The organism is Oleiphilus sp. HI0079 (assembly GCF_001635105.1).
Genome location: NZ_LWFT01000432.1, coordinates 1 through 469, shown reverse-complemented (window position 1 = coordinate 469; position 469 = coordinate 1). Strand labels below are relative to the sequence as shown.

General features: G+C 48.2%; 1 protein-coding gene. It reads right to left on the bottom strand.

Features of this window, described 5'->3' with window-relative positions:
• Positions 1-3: 3 nt before the first annotated feature.
• Positions 4-469: YaeQ family protein (locus A3750_RS05690; protein WP_068548091.1), on the bottom strand; the 466-nt coding region annotated here is incomplete at its 5' end.

The window sequence follows — 469 nt, the reverse complement described above, 5'->3', positions numbered from 1 at the left end:
GACTCATGCGCGGTCCAGCAAGTTGTATAGCTTAAACTCTATCATTTCACTCCCGAACGAGACGTGAACCAAATCATCTTGAATCATCATTCCAATCTGCATTGTTCGCTCTGCCATACCGGCGAGCTGTTCAAGCGGCTCTTTGTCGATACGAAACGCTGTAATACCATGGCGAATCGACGCATCTTTTTTAATGCTCTCCAGCCACTGCTCCACATCCTGACCACCATAACTGAACACTGTGACTTTTTTACTTCTGCCAATCGCTTTTTTCAGACGTTTCGCGTCTGGCTTACCAAGCTCGATCCAGTGTTCAATCTCACTACTATAATTGAGCGCCCATACATCCGGCTCATTGTCAGTACTCAAGCCTTTAGTGAACTCAATCCCTTCTTCATAGCACAACGCATAGGCTAGCACTCGTGCGCACATCCGCTCTAGGGTCTCTGACGGATGCAGGGCGACATGC